The organism is Brevundimonas viscosa, from assembly GCF_900116065.1.
Lineage (GTDB): Bacteria > Pseudomonadota > Alphaproteobacteria > Caulobacterales > Caulobacteraceae > Brevundimonas > Brevundimonas viscosa.
In genome coordinates this window covers 1-15,345 of sequence record NZ_FOZV01000002.1, presented here as the reverse complement: position 1 = coordinate 15,345, position 15,345 = coordinate 1, and the positions used below count along the sequence as shown (strand labels likewise).

The 15,345-nt window shown below is 70.5% G+C and carries 15 protein-coding genes and 1 pseudogene; 6 read left to right on the top strand and 10 right to left on the bottom strand.

All coding sequences use genetic code 11. The annotated features are described in order from the left end of the window. The 5 genes from BM333_RS04130 to pdxA all read left to right on the top strand — a co-directional run bounded on the left by BM333_RS04130 (position 1) and on the right by pdxA (position 7,181). Positions 1–1,134 carry an LptF/LptG family permease gene (locus tag BM333_RS04130; protein ID WP_092307662.1) on the top strand — a complete coding sequence of 378 codons (1,134 nt, stop codon included), beginning with the start codon at positions 1–3 and terminating at the stop codon, positions 1,132–1,134. Then, positions 1,131–2,261, top strand: coding sequence for an LptF/LptG family permease (locus BM333_RS04125; RefSeq protein WP_245777145.1), 1,131 nt, complete (start codon positions 1,131–1,133; stop codon positions 2,259–2,261). Before BM333_RS04130 ends, BM333_RS04125 begins: the two co-directional genes overlap by 4 nt. A gap of 38 nt (positions 2,262–2,299) precedes the next feature. After that, positions 2,300–4,723 carry an LPS-assembly protein LptD gene (locus BM333_RS04120; RefSeq protein ID WP_092307660.1) on the top strand — a complete coding sequence of 808 codons (2,424 nt, stop codon included), beginning with the start codon at positions 2,300–2,302 and terminating at the stop codon, positions 4,721–4,723. Positions 4,724–4,824: 101 nt separating this feature from the next. After that, the gene (locus tag BM333_RS04115; RefSeq protein WP_177221795.1) at positions 4,825–6,162 is read left to right on the top strand and encodes a peptidylprolyl isomerase; all 1,338 of its coding nucleotides are present in this window, start codon (positions 4,825–4,827) and stop codon (positions 6,160–6,162) included. Then, entirely contained in the window at positions 6,162–7,181 is a 1,020-nt protein-coding gene (gene pdxA, locus BM333_RS04110) for a 4-hydroxythreonine-4-phosphate dehydrogenase PdxA (protein WP_092307658.1), read from the top strand. Before BM333_RS04115 ends, pdxA begins: the two co-directional genes overlap by 1 nt. Positions 7,182–7,229: 48 nt before the next feature. Here the strand turns inward: pdxA and BM333_RS04105 are convergent. Then, positions 7,230–7,606 (bottom strand): annotated as a pseudogene (locus BM333_RS04105) (endonuclease domain-containing protein). Positions 7,607–7,837: 231 nt separating this feature from the next. Here BM333_RS04105 and rsmA point away from each other — a divergent pair. Next, on the top strand, positions 7,838–8,653 hold the full coding sequence (gene rsmA / locus BM333_RS04100) for a 16S rRNA (adenine(1518)-N(6)/adenine(1519)-N(6))-dimethyltransferase RsmA (RefSeq protein WP_092307656.1): 816 nt from the start codon (positions 7,838–7,840) through the stop codon (positions 8,651–8,653). A 27-nt stretch (positions 8,654–8,680) separates the two neighbouring features. On the opposite strand, the gene arsB is transcribed toward rsmA, so the two are convergent. From arsB to BM333_RS04060, 9 genes are all read right to left on the bottom strand, one after another. Then, positions 8,681–9,712 carry an ACR3 family arsenite efflux transporter gene (arsB, locus tag BM333_RS04095; protein ID WP_092307654.1) on the bottom strand — a complete coding sequence of 344 codons (1,032 nt, stop codon included), beginning with the start codon at positions 9,710–9,712 and terminating at the stop codon, positions 8,681–8,683. Continuing rightward, the gene (locus BM333_RS15600) at positions 9,709–9,831 is read right to left on the bottom strand and encodes a low molecular weight phosphatase family protein (RefSeq protein ID WP_425425117.1); all 123 of its coding nucleotides are present in this window, start codon (positions 9,829–9,831) and stop codon (positions 9,709–9,711) included. Before BM333_RS15600 ends, arsB begins: the two co-directional genes overlap by 4 nt. 6 nt (positions 9,832–9,837) lie before the next feature. Then, the gene (locus BM333_RS04090) at positions 9,838–10,305 is read right to left on the bottom strand and encodes an ArsI/CadI family heavy metal resistance metalloenzyme (protein ID WP_092307652.1); all 468 of its coding nucleotides are present in this window, start codon (positions 10,303–10,305) and stop codon (positions 9,838–9,840) included. Further along, positions 10,302–10,664 carry an ArsR/SmtB family transcription factor gene (locus BM333_RS04085; RefSeq protein ID WP_092307650.1) on the bottom strand — a complete coding sequence of 121 codons (363 nt, stop codon included), beginning with the start codon at positions 10,662–10,664 and terminating at the stop codon, positions 10,302–10,304. The genes BM333_RS04090 and BM333_RS04085 overlap by 4 nt, the downstream gene beginning before the upstream one ends. A 268-nt stretch (positions 10,665–10,932) precedes the next feature. Beyond that, positions 10,933–11,574, bottom strand: a complete 642-nt coding sequence (gene gmk, locus BM333_RS04080; RefSeq protein WP_092307648.1) for a guanylate kinase — start codon at positions 11,572–11,574, stop codon at positions 10,933–10,935. Further along, on the bottom strand, positions 11,564–12,448 hold the full coding sequence (locus BM333_RS04075) for a YicC/YloC family endoribonuclease (RefSeq protein ID WP_245777144.1): 885 nt from the start codon (positions 12,446–12,448) through the stop codon (positions 11,564–11,566). The genes gmk and BM333_RS04075 overlap by 11 nt, the downstream gene beginning before the upstream one ends. After that, positions 12,445–13,605 (bottom strand): endolytic transglycosylase MltG, encoded by a 1,161-nt coding sequence (gene mltG / locus BM333_RS04070; RefSeq protein ID WP_092307644.1) that lies wholly within the window; start codon positions 13,603–13,605, stop codon positions 12,445–12,447. Before mltG ends, BM333_RS04075 begins: the two co-directional genes overlap by 4 nt. A gap of 1 nt (position 13,606) precedes the next feature. After that, a complete protein-coding gene (gene fabF / locus BM333_RS04065; RefSeq protein WP_092307642.1) occupies positions 13,607–14,887 on the bottom strand; it encodes a beta-ketoacyl-ACP synthase II in 1,281 nt (426 codons plus the stop codon). A gap of 197 nt (positions 14,888–15,084) precedes the next feature. Continuing rightward, the coding region (locus BM333_RS04060) for an integrase core domain-containing protein (protein ID WP_245777143.1) at positions 15,085–15,345 on the bottom strand (261 nt) is incomplete at its 5' end.

The following is a 15,345-nucleotide window of genomic DNA, read 5'->3' as shown; positions in this document are numbered from 1 at the left end:
ATGACGCTGATTCAAGGCTATCTTTTTCGCCAGATCGCACGACCCGTCGTCGGCGCGTGCGCGGCGCTGGCCGGAATCGGCATCCTGAGCCAGAGCCTCGATCAGCTCGAAATCATCGTCGAACGCGGCCAGAGCGTCTGGGTCATGGTCAAGCTGACGCTTCTGGCAGTGCCGCAGCTGCTGGCCGTGATCATCCCCATCGGCCTGTTCGTCGGCGCCCTCATCGCCCTGACGCGCCTTCAGCGGGAGCAGGAGCTGACCGCGATCTTCGCTTCCGGGGTCACTCGCTGGTCAGCCATCAAGCCGGCGGTGATCCTTGCCGCCATCGCCGCGGTTCTGACCCTGGCGATCACCACCGTCCTGCAGCCATGGGCCCAGCGCCAGGCGCGGGCCGAGGCCTTCGCCGTCCGCACCGACCTCGCGGCCTTGCTGGTCGAGGAGGGTCGCTTCGTGCAGGGGCCGGAGGGGCTGGCCGTCTATGTCCAGCAGATCGAGCAGAACGGTCTCCTGAAGAACATCTTCATATACCAGACGGACGGCGACAGGGTGACCACCTGGGACGCGGCCGAGGCCCGCTTCTCCCGCATCGACGGCGAGCCGATCCTGACCCTGATCGACGGCTCGTGGCAGCGCTATTCCAGCCGGGGCGTGCTCGAGCACCTGTCTTTTGGCCGCCAGGACGTGCCGCTCGGGGCCTACGCCGAGGTCACCGAGGATGTCCGCTACAAGCCGTCGGATCTCTACCTGCCCCAGCTGTTCAATCCCTCGCCGCGCGATCTCGCCCGGGTCGGGACGGGCGGAGAACTCGCAGCCGAGGGTCATTCCCGCCTGTCGGCTCCGCTGTACGCCCTGATGGCCATGGCCATGGCCCTGGCCGCGATCCTCGGCGGTGCCTTCAGCCGGACTGGCTACGGGTTCCGGATCGCCCGGGCCGCCGCCGCCTTTCTCGTGGTGCGCATCGTCGGCTATGGCGTGGTCGCCGCCAGCGCGTGGAACGGCTGGTTGAACGTTCTCCAGTATCTACTTCCGATTGCTGCAACGGCGATCGCCCTGCGCCTGCTGTTCCGCGCCCTGAAGCCGCGAAAGGGGCGCAGCTGGGCCCCCTACGAGCGGCTTAAAGCGAGGTTCGCGTGAGCAACCGCACCTCCCTGCCCGTCCCGTGGCTGCGACTCGGCCGGATCGAGCGGTACGTGCTCGTCCAGCAGGGGCGTTCTCTCGCGATCGCCCTGGGCGTCATCGCCGCCCTGATCATGCTGATCGACTTCGTCGAGATCTCCCGCGGCGTCGGCTCCGATGTCGACTTGCCGGCCGCACGAATTCTCGGCCTCATGCTGCTCAAGTCCCCACAGGTCGTCATCCAGTTGCTGCCGTTTGTCTTCCTGTTCGGCACGCTGGCGGCCTTCGTCGGCCTCAATCGGCGCAGCGAATTGATCGCCATGCGCGCCGCAGGCATCTCGGCCTGGCGGTTCGTCCTGCCCGCGGCCGGAGCGGCCTTCATGGTCGGCGTCCTGACGGTGACCGCCCTGGGTCCCGCAGCCTCCGCGGCCGACGGGCTGTTCCAGCGGGAACGGGCGCGACTTTCGGGCGCCGCCGGAGGCCTGGATGCGCCCCAGGCGGTCTGGATTCGGGAAGGCGACGACACCCGCCAGATGATCATTCGCGCCGAACAACAGGATCGCGCCAGCGCGCGGCTGCTCGACGTCAGCTTCTTCATCTACAGCAACGACGCGGCCGGCTCGCGCACCTTTTCGGAGCGTATCGACGCCGCGTCGGCGTCGCTCAGCGCGGGCCGCTGGCGGCTGGTGGACGCGGTCGGCGCACAGATCGGCCAGCGCGCCGTCCGCTACGCGACCCTGGACCTGCCTTCCAGTCTTGCCGAGGACGAAGCTTTCGAGCGCTTCGCCCGGCCCCAGTCCACGTCCTTCTGGGCGCTGCCGGCGCAGATCGGACGGGTCGAGAACGCCGGCTTCTCCACAACAGCGTATCGGCTCCGGCTGCAGCAGCTTCTCGCGACCCCGCTGATGTTCGCGGCCATGTCCATGCTCGCCGCGGCGTTCTCCCTCCGCCTGATGCGCCTGGGCGACCTTGCCCGAATGAGCGTCGCGGCGGTCCTGCTCGGCTTCGGCTTCTTCTTCGTCAACCAGGCGGCCTCGGCCTTCGGATCGGCCGAGGTCATTCCCGCGTGGCTCGCGGCCTGGTTGCCGCCCCTTCTGACGGCGCTCGCCGCCTTCACCTTGCTGTTTTATACCGAGGACGGCTAAGCGAGCCTCTCATCCGTCCGCCTTCCCGAGTCCAACGCATGCAGCGCGCCTGTCCCGTATCCCGCACGGCAGCCCTGCGCCTCAGCCTCCTCGCCGGGGCGGCGGCGGCGGCGCTGACGATCACGTCCGGGGCGGCGGCGGCGCAGGATGTTCCCCCGCCGCCGCCCGCCGACGGCCTCGGCCCGAACGCGGTCTATCTCGAAGCCGACACCGCCACCCGAAACGGCGACGTGATCACCGCGGCCGGGGGCGAGCAGCGTGTTCTCGCCCGGTTTCGCAACAGCACCCTGCGGGCAGGTCGGCTGGCTTACGACACGAATCTGGGGCTCGCCACGGCGGACGATCGGGTCGAGTTCACCGACCCCGAAGGAAATGTCGTCTTCGCCAGTCACCTCGAACTCGACTCCGACCTGAGGGCCGGAGTCGCCGTCGACTTCGCGACCCGCTTCCGCAACGGCGCGAGTCTGATGGCGGCGACCGCCGTCCGTCGCAGCGAGAACGTCAACGAGCTGAACTACGCCCTCTTCACCCCCTGCCCCATCTGCGACGACGAGGGGCGGCCGAAGCAGCCGAGCATCGCCATCCAGGCCGAGAAGGTCGTGCAGGACGAGGAACTGCGGGCGGTCCTGTATCGCAACGCGGTGTTCCGGGTCGGCGGCGTGCCCGTCTTCTATCTGCCGGTCTTCGCCCACCCGGATCCGACCGTGGAGCGGGCCTCCGGCTTCCTCGTGCCGACCCCGAGCTATGACGAAGGGCGGGGACTGAGTCTGGAGGTCCCCTATCTGCAGGTGGTGTCGCCTTCGGAAGACTGGCTGATCAGCCCGCAGCTTAACACCGAGGTCGCGCCGCTGTTGAACCTGCAATGGCGACGCCGGTTCGGCGACGGGACAATCGTCATGCGGGGCGGCTACACCTACGAGCGCAACTTCGGGGATTTCGATCTCGACGGGGACGGCGATGCCGAGAGCAATGTCCGCTTCGGCGACCGGACAAGCCGCAGCTACCTTCTCGGCTACGGGCGCTTCGATCCCGCGGGACCGTGGCGCTGGGGCTTCACCGCCGAACAGACCTCCGACAAGACGCTCTTTGACCGGTATGACGTCCGGGATCCCTATCAGGACAACGGTCTCTATTACGGCGACCAGCGTCGCCTGATCAGCCAGGCCTATGTCGAGCGGCAGACTCAACGGTCTTATCTGTCGATCGCCGCATTCCACATCCAGAGCCTGCGTCTCGACCCGCGCTTCGCGGCGACGGACTTCCGCGACGCCCGAGGTTTCAAGGTCTTCGAGGACGAGGGAACCCTGCCGCTCGTCGCACCGCTGGTCGAGGCCCGCTGGGAGCCCGACGGCCCCGTGTTCGGCGGGCGCCTTCGCCTGAGAGGCTCGGCCGCATCGCTGTATCGGGACGAGTTCGTCGGCAGTCCGGTGCTTCGTCCGGAGGCCATTCCTCCGGGGAATCCCCCGGGTTTGCCGGGCGTCGACAGCCGCCGTGTCTCCGGACAAGCGGAATGGCGGCGCGCTCTCGTCTCCCCGCTCGGGGTGCGGTGGGAGCCGTTCGTGGATGTGCGGGCCGATCTCTATTCCATAGGCGACCTGCCCCCGATGCTGGGGCTCGAGACCGAAGCTTTCAGCCGCGGCCGCGCGACCGCCGGACTGGACGTTTCCTATCCGCTGATCCGCCGCATGGGTCATGACGCCGACCTCATCCTGGAGCCGATGGCCCAGTTCTCGGTCTCGACCGATCCTGATCTCGATCCCCGCATCCCCAATGAAGACAGCCAGACGCTCGAGCTCGACGAGAGCTCATTGTTCCGGATCGACCGCTTCCCGGGCCATGACCTGCTCGAGGGTGGGCTGAGGTTCACCGCCGGCGCGCGGGCTACCCTGCGCTGGGGCCAGGGGCGACAGGCGAGCCTGTTCGTCGGTCGCAGTCTCCGCGACGCTGATGAGCCCGCCTTCCTCACCGCCGCCGTCGACGATCCGGCGCGGCTCTATGACCCCACCGGACTGGCGGACGGGGCGTCCGACTGGGTCGTCCAGGGGGCCTTCTCAGCCTCGGAAGGCGTGAGGGGCTGGGCGCACGCCACGATCGACTCCTCAGGCGACGTACGCCGCGCAGAGGCGGCGATCGACGGGCGCTGGGGGCGGCGCAACCTCGCGTCGGTCAGCTACATCGTCGATCGGTCCAATCCCGTCGCCGGACCGGAGAACCGGAATTACGAGTTTGTGCAGCTGACAGGACAACAGTTCGTCTACGGCAACTGGGGCGTGGCGGCGTCCGGCATCGCCGATCTTGAACGCGACATCGTGATCCGGTCGGAAGTGGGCCTGCTCTTCGACGACGATTGCTTTCGATTTGAACTGGGCTGGCGCCGCGACAACACCCGCGTGCGGCCGAGCGGGCCGTCGGAGGGGCTCTACATCCGCCTAAACCTCGCCACTTTCGGCGGTACAGGGTAAGGACAGGGCGAAGGGCGCCCGGCGTCGCGCGACTCGGGGCGCGCGGTTGACCGCGGAGCCGGGAACAACCGGCGGGCGCCGCTTGAGGAATCGGGACTAGCATGCGTTTTCAGCGTTACTTGACGGGCGTGGCCATCGCCGCCCTCCTGGCCGGATCGGCTGTGGCGCAAACGGCGCCGGGCCAACAGCCGGCGGCCGCAGGCGCGCTGAACCCGGCGGCCCCGTCAGCGACCCCGCAGTCGCCGCCCGCCGCCCCGACCTTCCAGCTGGCCGACGGCATCCTGGCCACCGTCAACGACAGCGTCATCACCGGCTACGACCTGCGTCAGCGCATGCTGCTGCTGATCGCCATGACCCAGGTGCAGCCGACCCCCGAGAACCTGCCCGCCATCCAGCAACAGGCTCTCAACGCCCTTGTCGACGAGCGTCTGCAGAACCAGGAGCTCGCCCAGTTCGAGGAAGAGGGCCTGCGGATCACCGACGAAGAGGTCGATCGCGAGATCGCGGCCATGGCGGAAGAGGTGGGCGCCACACCCCAGGCCTACCTCGACTTCCTCGCCCAGGGCGGCATCCGTCCCCAGACCTTCCGGGAGCAGCTGCGCACCCAGATCGGCTGGTCCCAACTGGTCCGCGGCCGCTTCCAGAGCCGCGCCCGGCCGAGCCCCGCCGCTGTCGACGCGGCCCTGCGCCAGATCGCCGAGGCGGCGACCAAGAAGCAGTATCTGATCGGCGAGATCTACATCGAGGCCAGCCGCGTCGGCGGTCAGCAGGCCGCCCTGAACGGCGCCAACCAGCTGGTGCAGCAGATGGTCCAGGGCGCGCCCTTCCAGGCCGTGGCGCAGCAGTTCTCGGCCGCCCCCTCGGCCGCCCGCGGCGGCGATGCCGGCTGGATCGTCGAAGGCTCCGTCCCCCCTCCCCTGCAGCAGGCTCTCGACCAGCTTGAGGCGGGACAGCTGTCGCGACCGATCCCCGTGGAAGGGGGAGTTTACATTATTTATCTGCGGGACAAGCGCGAGGGGGCGGCGACGAACCTGGTGCAGCTGAAGCAGGTGATGATCGAGCTGCCGGAGGGCGCGGACGAGGCCGCGGCGCGCCAGCGGCTGGAGGCGATCCGCCCGCAGCTGACCTGCGACAACATCCTGGCCCGGGCCAGCTCGGAGCAGGGCCTGCTCGGCGCCGACCTCGGCGAGTCCGACATCCAGAACCTCGCGCCGCAGTTCCAGCAGGTCGCCCGCGAGGCCGCGGTCGGCTCGGTCAGCGCCCCGGTGCGCACCCCGCTGGGCCTGCACCTGCTGGCCGTCTGCGATCGCCGGGCCGGCGGCCCCGAGGCCCCCGACCGCCGTCGCGTCGAGAACCAGCTGTTCGGCCAGAACCTGGCCACCCTGGGGCGGCGTTACATGCGCGATCTGCGCGAGGACGCCCTGATCGAGATGAAGTGATGGCCGGCCCCGGCCCCGTCGCGCCGTTGGCCCTGAGTCTGGGCGAGCCGGCGGGCGTCGGGCCCGAGATCGTCGCCGCCGCCCGGGACGCCCTGAAGGCCTCGGGCCCCGCCTTCGCCGTCGTCGGCGACGCCGCCCTGCTGCGCCGCCAGGGCGGGCCTGTCCAGGCCGTCGCCGACCTGTCCGAAGCCGCCGCCGTCTTCCCGCGCGCCCTGCCGGTGCTGGACCGCCCCCTGCCTGCGCCGGTCACGCCCGGCCGGCCCGACCCGGCCAACGCGGCCGCCGTCGCCGACTGGATCGAGGAGGCCGTGAGCCTCGCGGTCTCCGGCGCCGCCTCCGGGGTGGTCACCGCCCCGATCGCCAAGGCCCCGCTGTACGCCGCCGGCTTCCGCTTCCCCGGCCACACCGAATTCCTGGCTGAACTGACCGCCGACGTTCCCTTCGCCGGAACCCGCGGGCCGGTGATGATGCTGACGGCGAAGGATCTGCGCGCCGCGCTGGTCACCATCCACGAGCCGCTGTCGGCCGTGCCGGCGCGGGTCAAGGCCGACCGGGTGGAACACGTCGCCCGCGTCGTCCACGAGGCCCTGCGCCGCGACTTCGGGATCGCTGCCCCCCGTCTGGCGCTGGCCGCGCTCAATCCCCACGCCGGCGAGGGCGGCGCCATGGGGCGCGAGGAGATCGAGGTTCTGGGCCCGGCCGCCGCCGCCCTGCGCGCCGGGGGCGTGGACATCACCGACCCGCTGCCGGCCGACACCATGTTCCACGACGAGGCCCGAAGGGCCTATGACGCGGCGATCTGCCTGTACCACGACCAGGCGCTGATCCCGGTCAAGACGCTGGACTTCTGGGGCGGCGTCAACGTCACCCTCGGCCTGCCGGTGGTGCGCACCTCGCCCGACCACGGCACGGGCTTCGACATCGCCGGCAAGGGCATGGCGCGGGCCGACAGCCTGATCGCGGCGGTGAAGCTGGCGGGGGAAATGGCGGCGGCGCGGGCGGCGGCGCCGAGCGCCTGATCCTCCCCCGCAGGGGGGCCACCCGAAGGGTGGTGGAGGGGGCGACCCTCACAAATCCTCCCCCGCAGGGGGAGGGGGACCGCCGGAACGGCGGTGGAGGGGGCGGCGAGCCGTCCGCTGGTGAAGGGCCTCGGCCGCGATCCGCGCCCTCAGCCCCTGCAGAACCCCGTCGAGGTTCTCCAGCACCTCCCGCGCCGGAATGCGGAAGGTGGAGATGCCGCGGCTCTCCAGCCAGACGGCGCGGCGGCGATCGCGGACGAGGCGCTCTGGGTCCTCGTGGCAGACGCCGTCGATCTCCACAGCCAGGCGGCACGCATGGCAATACAAGTCGAGAATCCACGGCCCTCCGGATGCTGTCGGCGAAAGTGGACGCCCAGCCGGTTTCGTCGCACCGCCTGCCAGAGAACGACCTCCGGGAGGGACATTCGGCGGCGCAAGGCGCGGGCGCGGTGGAGGGTGAGGGGCCGGGCTTCCATGAGGAGCAGGGTGCGAGGTGCAGCGGCGGGACGCAATCAATTGCAATCCTCGGTGGTCATTCGCCCCCTCCACCACCCTTCGGGTGGTCCCCCTCCCCCGTTGGGGGAGGATTGGTGAGGGTCGCCCCGTCCACCGCGGTCCCCCTCCCCCTGCGGGGGAGGAATGGGTATGACGGCCCGGTGACCGACCTCCCCTCCCTGCGTGAACAGCTGGACGCCCACGGCCTCTCGGCGAAGAAGAGCTTCGGGCAGCATTTCCTGCTCGACCTGAATGTGACGCGGAAGATCGTGCGGCTGGCGGGGCCGTTCGAGGGGCGGAGCGTGGTCGAGGTGGGGCCGGGGCCCGGGGGGCTGACGCGGGCGCTGCTGGAGAGCGACGCGGGCAAGGTGGTGCTGGTCGAGAAGGATCCGCGCTTCCTCCCCCTGCTGGGCGAGCTGGACGACGGGACCGGGCGGCTGCAGATCGTCGAGGGCGACGCGCTGAAGGTGCGCGAGGCCGAACTGGTCGACGGGCCGGCGCACCTGGTCTCCAACCTGCCCTACAACGTCGGCACGGCCCTGCTGATCAAGTGGCTGACCGGGCCGTGGACGCCGCACGCCCTGACCCTGATGTTCCAGAAAGAGGTGGCCGAACGCGTCGTGGCCGCGCCGGGCGACGAGGCCTACGGGCGGCTGGCGGTGATCAGCCAGGCGGTCTGCGACGCCCGCATCGTGCTGCACCTGCCCGCCGCCGCCTTCACCCCGCCGCCCAAGGTGGCCTCGGCCGTGGTGCATCTGGTCCCGCGCCCCGACCGCCCCGAGCGCGACACGCTCAAGCGGCTGGAGCGGGTCACGGCGGCGGCCTTCGGCCAGCGCCGCAAGATGCTGCGCTCGAGCCTGAAGCCGCTGGGCGGCGCGGCCCTGTGCGAAGCCGCCGGGATCGATCCGGAGGCGCGGGCCGAGACGGTGGACCTGGCCGGCTTCCTGCGGCTGGCGGCGGCGCTGCCGACCGTGTGAGGTCGACGCCGTCGAGGCCTGTCCCGCTCAGGCCGCTGATCGGCCCCCTTCGTACCAGCCCTTCGACCGGTTCACGATCCAGACCACCGACAGCATCACGGGAACCTCGATCAGCACCCCCACGACGGTGGCGAGCGCGGCGCCGGTTTGGACGCCGAACAGGCTGATCGCCGCCGCCACCGCCAGTTCGAAGAAGTTGCTGGCGCCGATCAGGGCGGAGGGACCCGCGACGTTGTGAGCCTCCCCCGCCGCGCGGTTGAGCAGGTAGGCGAGGCCGGAGTTGAAATAGACCTGGATCAGGATGGGCACGGCGAGCAGGCCGATCACCAGCGGCTGGGCGATGATCTGTTCGCCCTGGAAGGCGAACAGCAGGACCAGGGTCGCCAGCAGGGCCGCGATAGACACCGGTCCAAACCCTTTCAGCGCCCGCTCCAGCGCGCCGTCGGAGGCCCGCAGCAGGGCGAGGCGCGCGGCCTGGGCGAGGATCACCGGGACGATGATGTAGAGGGCGACGGACAGCAGCAGGGTCTGCCAGGGCACCACCACGGCCGCCAGCCCCAGCAGCAGTCCAACGATCGGCGCGAAGGCGATGATCATGATCGCGTCGTTGAGGGCCACCTGGCTGAGGGTGAAGTGCGGTTCGCCCCTGGTCAGATGGCTCCAGACGAACACCATGGCTGTGCAGGGCGCCGCCGCGAGGATGATGAGGCCCGCGATGTAGCTTTCGATCTGGTCGGCGGGCAGCAGGGGCCGGAACAGCAGGCCGACGAACAGCCAGGCCAGCAGGGCCATGGAGAACGGCTTGACCGCCCAGTTCACGAACAGGGTCACGCCGATGCCGCGCCAGTGGCTCCGGACCTGGCCCAGGGCGGAGAAGTCCACGCGCATCAGCATCGGTATGATCATCGCCCAGACGAGCACGGCGACGGGGATGTTGACCTCGGCGACCTCGGCCGATGCGAGGACGGCGAAGGCCTCGGGAAACAGCCAGCCCAGACCCACGCCCGCGCCGATGCAGAGGATGACCCAGAGGGTGAGGTAGCGTTCGAACAGGTTCACTGGACGGATTCCGCGGCCCAGGCCCGGAAGGGGCCCTCGCCGACATTGTTGAGGATCGCCCCGGCGAGGATCGACCGGGCCGAATTGCCCGTACAGAGGAAGAGGGCGTTGCGGGTCATGCCGGTTCAGCAGCAGGCGGCGGCGGGTTGCGCGGGCGTCGAACAGCACGAGGCCGCCGGCGCGGCGGCGGCGACCCGTTCGCCCGCACCCGGCTCGTCCTCGCCATAGGCGGTCGCTTCGCCGAAGGTGAAGAAGGTCTCCCAGCGCAGGCCGGACGGGTCATTCACCCAGGCCTTGTCGGAGCGGGCGTAGCAGCACGTGGCCGCCTGCTGGTCCCGGGTGGTCTCGCCGGCCGCCTTGAGGCGCCCAGCCAGCTCCTGGAGTTCCTCGGACGTGTCGACCTGGATGCCGAGGTGATCCACACTGGCGGTCCGCGCCCGGTCGGAAATGGCGAAGTTGACCCGCGGATCGTCGAGCATCCACCTGGCGTAATCGTCCTTCACGACGCCGGGAGCGGCCCCGAAGAGGGTCGAGTAGAAGCCGATCGAGGTCGCGAGGTCGTCGACCGCGACGTGGACATGCAGGCGTTTCATTGACGGGTTCCTTCCGTGGGGTTGCAGCAGACGACCCGGTTCGCCGCGTCGGCGAGCGGGACGCAGACTTCCGACCGGCCCTGGCAGCAGTCCTCCATCAGGAAGATGAGCAGCTCGCTCATGCCGTCGTAGTCGGCGAAGTAGATGATGGACCGCCCCTCGCGGCGGCTGCGGACGAGGCCCGCGTTGGAGAGGATCGTCAGCTGCGCCGACAGGGTGTTCGGCGGGACCGCCAGCGTCCGGGCGATCTCGCCGGCGGCGACGCCCTCCTGGCCCGCGCGGACGAGGAGCCTGAACACCGCGAGGCGGTTCTCCTGGGCGAGAGCGGACAGGCGGCTGATGGCTGACTGCGTTTCCATACTTCCGCGAATATGGAATCATTCGCCCGCTGTCAACAAGAAGGGCCGCCCCCTTTCGGAAGCGGCCCCGCATTGTTCAGCCTTGACGGCTTCGGTTCAGGCGCAAACCCCCGCCGGAGGGGAGGTCGCGTCCGACGGCCGGGCCGCGCGCGGCTGGAAACAATGAGACATTCGACCACCTCCTTTCGCTGTTGAAACAGGAGCTTGGAGATAGGAGACGCGGGGGGCGGCGCAAGGGGGCGGGTTAGGGGAACCTCCGCCCTTCTCCTCAGACCACCTCGTTCAGCAGGGCGTCGCGGTAGTGCGCCACCCAGAGGTTGCGACGGCGCTTCGAGCGTTCGGCGTGATAGATGTGGGCCAGCTCGGCGTAGGAGCGGTCGAAGTCGTCGTTGACGAAGACGTAGTCGAACATGTCGCAGTGTGCGATCTCGCCCTTCGCGTTCTGGATGCGGCGCTCGATGACCTCGTCGTCGTCCTGCGAGCGTGTGACGAGGCGGCGGCGCAGCTCCTCGAGGCTGGGCGGCAGGATGAAGACGCGGACGGCGTCGTCAGGGCATTTTTCGGCGATGTCGCGGGCGCCCTGCCAGTCGATGTCGAACAGCACGTCGCGGCCTTCGGCCAGGGCGCGGTCGATGGGGGCGCGGGGGCTGCCATAGCGGTTGCCGTGCACGTCGGCCCACTCGAGGAAGGCGTCCTCGTCGATGAGGCGCTGGAACTCCTCGTGGGAGACGAAGTGGTAGTCGCGGTCGGCGACCTCGCCCGGACGGATCGGCCGGGTGGTCATGGAGATGGACAGCTCCAGCCCCGCGTGATCGGCCATCAGCCGGCGGCACAGGCTGGTCTTGCCCGCGCCGGACGGGCTGGCGACGATCAGGAGGACGCCGCGGCGCGGCGTGCGTTCATTCGACATTCTGGACCTGTTCCCGCAGCTGCTCGATCACGGCCTTGAGATCGAGGCCGATTCCGGTGAGCGCGGTGGTAGCCGATTTCGAGCAGAGGGTGTTCGCCTCCCTCATGAATTCCTGCATCAGGAAGTCGAGTTTCCGCCCGGCGGGGGGCTGGCGCAACAGTTGGCGGGCGGAGGCGACGTGGGCGACGAGGCGGTCGAGCTCCTCGCGCACGTCGGCCTTGGCGGCGAGGGCGGCGGCCTCGAGGAAGACGCGCTCGTCGAGGCCCGGGGCGTCGGGGGCGAGCTCGGCCATTCGCCGGGCGAAGCGGTCGCGGACGGCCTCGACCTGGGCGGCGGCTTCGGCCTCGGCGCGGGCGACGAGGGCCTCGATGCGCTCGATGAAGGCCTCGATCACCGGCCGCAGCTGGGCCCCCTCGCGGCGGCGGGACGCCTGCAGGGCGTCGAGCGCCTGGTCGATGGAGGCCGCCATGGCGGCCTCGACGGCGGCGCGGGCCTCGGCGTCGTCGGCGTCCTCGGGGGCCTCGAGCACGCCGCGCAGGGCCAGCAGGCCGTCGGCGGTGGGCGGGGCGGCGCCGTCGGCGGCCAGCCGGCGGGCGAGGTCGGCGTAGCGGGCCAGCACCGGCTCGTTGACGCGGACGGCGGCGGCGGACTCGGCGCGTTTCGCCTGCACGCCGACGGTGACCTGGCCGCGGGCGAAGCGGCCCTGGGCGGCGGCTTTCGCCAGACGCTCCAGATTGTCGAAGCCGGGCGGGCCCCGGAAGCGCAGCTCCAGCCCGCGGCCGTTGACCGAGCGGGCCTCGACCGACCAGCTCCAGTCGCCGTGGACGTCGTCGGCGCGACCGAACCCGGTCATGCCGGAAAGGGGCTCCGTCATTGCGCCGGCGCCTGTTGCGGGATGGTGACGACCTTCGCCCCGGGCGGGACGTTCACGGCGGGCGGGGCCGCGGCGTCAGGGTCGGCGTTGGGCACGCCCGGCACGGTCCCGGGGACAGCGGGGGCCGGGGCGCCGGGGGGCAGGCCGGCCTTGCGCCGCTCGATCTCGCGCCAGCGGGCCACGTTCTGCAGGTGCTCCTCGAAGCTGCGGGCGAAGACGTGGCCGCCCGTGCCGTCGGCGACGAAGAACAGCTCGTCGGAGCGTGGCGGGTTGAGCACGGCGGCGATGGCGGCCTCGCCGGGGTTGGCGATCGGCGTCGGGGGCAGGCCGTCGATCTGGTAGGTGTTCCACTCGGTCGGGCGCTCCAGCTCGGAGCGGCGGATGCCGCGGCCCAGCGGCCGGCCCCGGGTGATGCCGTAGACGATGGTCGGGTCGCTCTCCAGCCGCATGCCCATGCGCAGGCGGTTGGTGAAGACGGCGGCGACGCGCGGCCGCTCGGCGGCGACGCCGGTCTCCTTCTCGACGATGGAGGCGAGGATCACCGCCTCCTCGGGCGAGGTGACGATGCTGTTGGGGCCGCGCTGCGCCCAGAGGCGGGCGAGGTTGCGGTCGTGCGCCACCTGCATGCGCTCGAGCACCGACTCGCGGCTCTCGCCGCGGGTGATCTCATAGGTCTCGGGCCACAGGGTCCCCTCCTCGGGGACCTCGGCGATCTCCCCGGTCAGGATCGGCTCGGCCATCAGGATGTCGACGGCCTGGGCCGAGGACCAACCCTCGGGCAGGGTCACGAAGTGGCGCACCACCCGGCCGTCGACCAGCAGCTTCACCACCCCGCTGAGCGAGGTCCGCGACGGCACCTCGTACTCGCCCGCCCGCAGCCTGCGGTCGGCCCCGGTCAGGGTCACGGCGGCCTTGAACATGTCGGTCGAGCGGATCACCCCGGCGGCGCGCAGCTGGGCGGCGATGGCGTTGACCCCGGCCCCGCTGGGCAGGGTGACGATGGTCGCCTCCCCCTCGCGGGCCGCCGGGCCCGGGGCGTAGAAGACGCTCCACGCCGCGGCCAGGGCGGCGATCAGGAAAAGGCTGAAGGTGGCGGTGGCGGCGAGGATGGCCGCCTTGCGCCCGCCGGCGGCGCTCCCCCCGAAGCGGCGCAGCACGTCAGGCGACCTTGCGGAAGATGACGCTGGCGTTGGTGCCGCCGAAGCCGAAGGAGTTGGACATGGCCACGTCGATCTCCATCGGCTCGGCCTTGCCCGAGACCATCTTCAGCGCCGTCTCGTGCTCCGGACTGTCGAGGTTGATGGTCGGCGGGGCCAGCTGGTCGCGGATGGCCAGAACGCAGAAGATCGCCTCCACCGCCCCGGCGGCGCCCAGCAGGTGGCCGATCATCGACTTGGTCGAGGACAGCGCCACGTTCGGCGCGTGGTCGCCCATCAGCCGTTCGACCGCCTTCGCCTCGATCCAGTCGGCCATGGTCGAGGTGCCATGGGCGTTGACGTAGTCGATGTCCGACACGTCGATGCCGGCCCGCTTGATGGCCATCTGCATGGCGCGGTAGCCGCCCTCCCCGTCCTCGGACGGGGCGGTGATGTGGTAGGCGTCGCCGCTCATGCCGTAGCCGATCACCTCGGCGTAGATCTTCGCCCCGCGCGCCCTGGCGTGCTCGTACTCCTCCAGCACCATGATCCCGGCGCCCTCGCCCATGACGAAGCCGGCGTGGTCCTTGTCGTAGGGCCGGCTGGCCTTCTCGGGCGCGTCGTTGAAGTCGGTGCACAGGGCGCGGCAGGCGAGGAAGCCGGCGATGCCGATGGGCACGATCGAGCTCTCGGCCCCGCCGGCCACCATGACCTCGGCGTCGCCGAGCGCGATCATCCGGGCCGCGTCGCCGATGGCGTGGGCGCCGGTGGCGCAGGCGGTGACGACGGAGTGGTTCGGCCCCTTGAGCCCGTGGCGGATCGAGATCTGGCCCGAGGCCAGGTTGATCAGGGCCGAGGGGATGAAGAAGGGGCTGACCCGGCGCGGGCCCTTCTCCTGCAGCTCCAGCGCCGTGGCGGCGATGGGGCCGAGGCCGCCGATGCCGGAGCCGACCATGACCCCGGTGCGCTCCTTCTCCTCGTCCGTCTCGGGCTTCCAGCCGGCGTCGGCCAGGGCCTCGTCGGCGGCGGCGATGGCGTAGACGATGAAGTCGTCGACCCGCTTGCGGTCCTTGGCCGACATGACCTTTTCCGGGTCGAAGGCGCCCGGCGTCTCGGGCGTGCCGCCGCCGCGGCCGTCGACCTGGGGCACCTCGCCGGCGATGGTGCAGGCGTAGCCCTCGGTGTCGAAACAGGTGATCGGCTTGATCCCCGACCGGCCCTCCACGATCCCCTTCCAGCTGTGCTCAACGCCCCAGCCCAGCGGGGTCAGCAGTCCAAGGCCGGTGACGACGACGCGACGCATGCGGCGATCCTTTGCGGTGAATCCGCCGGGGAGAATAGGGAAGCGGGGGGCGGAGGGCTAGGCGGGGGTGTGGGGGAGGTGCCGAGCACCGCGTTGCTTCTGACGTGACCCCCGTTTCTCATCCAGCCATAACAAGAGTCCGTAGTTGATCTGAGCTGGGGTTGTTGGGGTTGGCAAGAGGCCGGTCTGCGCAGCCATCAACCAGCGCAGCAGGCCGGCCGATCTTTCCGGTCAAGCGCCTCGGCATAGGCCTTTGGCGTCAGCCAGCCGAGCTTGGAGTGCGGCCGGGCTTCGTTGTAGTCGCGCCGCCAGGATTCCAGCACGATGCGGGCGTGTGGCAGCGACCGGAACAGAGTTTCGTTCAGCAGCTCGTCCCGTAGACGGCCGTTGAAGCTCTCGTTGAAGCCGTTCTGCTGGGGCTTGCCCGGCGCGATGTAGTGCCAGCCGACGTTGGCCTC